The organism is Kribbella sp. NPDC003557 (assembly GCF_040610805.1).
Lineage (GTDB): Bacteria > Actinomycetota > Actinomycetes > Propionibacteriales > Kribbellaceae > Kribbella.
In genome coordinates, this window is sequence record NZ_JBEXMY010000021.1 from 1 (window position 1) to 3,150 (window position 3,150).

The following is a 3,150-nucleotide window of genomic DNA, read 5'->3' on the forward strand; positions in this document are numbered from 1 at the left end:
AAGTATTTGTTGGTGTGTGACAAGCCCTCGGCCTATTAGTACCAGTCAGCTCCACACCTTACGGCGCTTCCACTTCTGGCCTATCAACCCAGTGGTCTACTGGGGGCCTTACCCGGTTAACCCGGTGGGAGACCTCATCTTGAAGCGTGCTTCCCGCTTAGATGCTTTCAGCGGTTATCACTCCCGAACGTAGCCAACCAGCCGTGCTCCTGGCGGAACAACTGGCACACCAGAGGTTCGTCCACCCCGGTCCTCTCGTACTAGGGGCAGCCCTTCTCAAGTCTCCTGCGCGCGCAGCGGATAGGGACCGAACTGTCTCACGACGTTCTAAACCCAGCTCGCGTGCCGCTTTAATGGGCGAACAGCCCAACCCTTGGGACCTACTCCAGCCCCAGGATGCGACGAGCCGACATCGAGGTGCCAAACCATCCCGTCGATATGGACTCTTGGGGAAGATCAGCCTGTTATCCCCGGGGTACCTTTTATCCGTTGAGCGACGGTGCTCCCACATGCCACCGCCGGATCACTAGTTCCGACTTTCGTCCCTGCTCGACATGTCTGTCTCACAGTCAAGCTCCCTTGTGCACTTACACTCGACACCTGATTGCCAACCAGGCTGAGGGAACCTTTGAGCGCCTCCGTTACCTTTTAGGAGGCGACCGCCCCAGTCAAACTACCCACCAGGCACTGTCCCTGATCCGGATAACGGACCAAAGTTAGACAGCCAGAACAATCAGAGTGGTATTTCAACGATGACTCCACCCGAACTGGCGTCCGAGCTTCACAGTCTCCCACCTATCCTACACAAATTGTACCGACCACCAATACCAAGTTGTAGTAAAGGTCCCGGGGTCTTTCCGTCCTGCTGCGCGTAACGAGCATCTTTACTCGTAATGCAATTTCGCCGAGTCCACGGTTGAGACAGCGCCCAAGTCGTTACGCCATTCGTGCAGGTCGGAACTTACCCGACAAGGAATTTCGCTACCTTAGGATGGTTATAGTTACCACCGCCGTTTACTGGCGCTTAAGTTCAAAGCTTCGCCGGCCGAAACCAGCTAACCTGTCCCCTTAACGTTCCAGCACCGGGCAGGCGTCAGTCCGTATACATCGAATTACTTCTTCGCACGGACCTGTGTTTTTAGTAAACAGTCGCTTGGGCCTGGTCTCTGCGACCATCACCGCTTCCCCCAGCAAGTGGAGTAACGGATCCGGTCCCCCTTCTCCCGAAGTTACGGGGGCATTTTGCCGAGTTCCTTAACCATGGTTCACTCGATCGCCTCAGTATTCTCTACCTGATCACCTGTGTCGGTTTGGGGTACGGGCGGCTCTAACACTCACTGCGAAGTTTTTCTCGGCAGCATGGGATCATCCACTTCCCCTGAACGGGTCCGCCTCGGCTCTCAGGCTCAATGAGACACGGATTTGCCTATGCCTCGCCCTACCACCTTGCCCGCGGATCAGCTTGCGCCTACCATCGCCGCGGTTGGACTACCCTCCTGCGTCACTCCTCAATGCACCTACTACCACCTCGGGTCACCAACCCCACCCATCCGTCCGAAGACATCAAGGTTTCGTTGGCTTAGCATCAGCGGGTTCGGTCGGGTCGTGTTAATGCCGGTACGGGAATATCAACCCGTTGTCCATCGACTACGCCTGTCGGCCTCGCCTTAGGTCCCGACTTACCCAGGGCAGATTAGCTTGACCCTGGAACCCTTGATCATCCGGCGGACGGGTTTCTCACCCGTCATTCGCTACTCATGCCTGCATTCTCACTCGTGCAGCATCCACAACTCCATCACTAGGCTGCTTCACACGCTGCACGACGCTCCCCTACCCACCCACACACCTGGATGTCGATCAAGTCGACACCGGGTACAAGTGTGAGTGCCACAGCTTCGGCGGATTGCTTGAGCCCCGCTACATTGTCGGCGCGGAATCACTTGACCAGTGAGCTATTACGCACTCTTTCAAGGGTGGCTGCTTCTAAGCCAACCTCCTGGTTGTCTGGGCAACTCCACATCCTTTTCCACTTAGCAATCGCTTAGGGGCCTTAGCTGGTGATCTGGGCTGTTTCCCTCTCGACTACGGAGCTTATCCCCCGCAGTCTCACTGCCGCGCTCTCACTTACCGGCATTCGGAGTTTGGCTGATTTCGGTAAGCCGGTAAGCCCCCTAGACCATCCAGTGCTCTACCTCCGGTAAGAAACACGCGACGCTGCACCTATATGCATTTCGGGGAGAACCAGCTATCACGGAGTTTGATTGGCCTTTCACCCCTATCCACAGGTCATCCCCCAGGTTTTCAACCCTGGTGGGTTCGGTCCTCCACGCGGTCTTACCCACGCTTCAACCTGCCCATGGATAGATCACTCCGCTTCGGGTCTAGAGCATGCGACTAAAACGCCCTATTCAGACTCGCTTTCGCTACGGCTACCCCACACGGGTTAACCTCGCCACACACCACTAACTCGCAGGCTCATTCTTCAAAAGGCACGCCGTCACACAACCGAAGTCATGCTCCGACGGATTGTAGGCAACCGGTTTCAGGTACTATTTCACTCCCCTCCCGGGGTACTTTTCATCTTTCCCTCACGGTACTAGTCCGCTATCGGTCACCAAGAAGTATTTAGGCTTAGCGGGTGGTCCCGCCAGATTCACACGGAATTTCAAGAGTCCCGTGCTACTTGGGAAAACACTCAAGAGTCACTGTCTTACGCCTACAGGGCTATAACCCACTACGGCTCAACATTCCAGAAGATTCGACTTCAACAGTGATTGATAACTCTCCGGTCTCACGGCATTAAGACCCGAATGCTCCCACAACCCCACATGCGCAACGCACGCCGGCTATCACACACACATGGTTTAGCCTCATCCGCTTTCGCTCGCCACTACTCACGGAATCACAATTGTTTTCTCTTCCTGCGGGTACTGAGATGTTTCACTTCCCCGCGTTCCCTCCAGAACCCTATGTGTTCAGGCACTGGTAACTGGCTTTAGAATGCCAGCTGGGTTTCCCCATTCGGACACCCCCGGATCACAGCTCGGTTGCCAACTCCCCGGGGCTTATCGCAGGCTCCAACGTCCTTCATCGGCTCTTGGTACCAAGACATCCACCGATTGCCCTTAGTAGCTTGTCACAACAAAAAAT

1 rRNA gene is annotated in these 3,150 nt (G+C 55.5%); it reads right to left on the minus strand.

What is annotated here, in order from left to right:
* Nucleotides 1–15: 15 nt before the first annotated feature.
* Nucleotides 16–3,139, minus strand: a 23S ribosomal RNA gene (locus tag ABZW60_RS41505).
* Nucleotides 3,140–3,150: the final 11 nt, after the last annotated feature.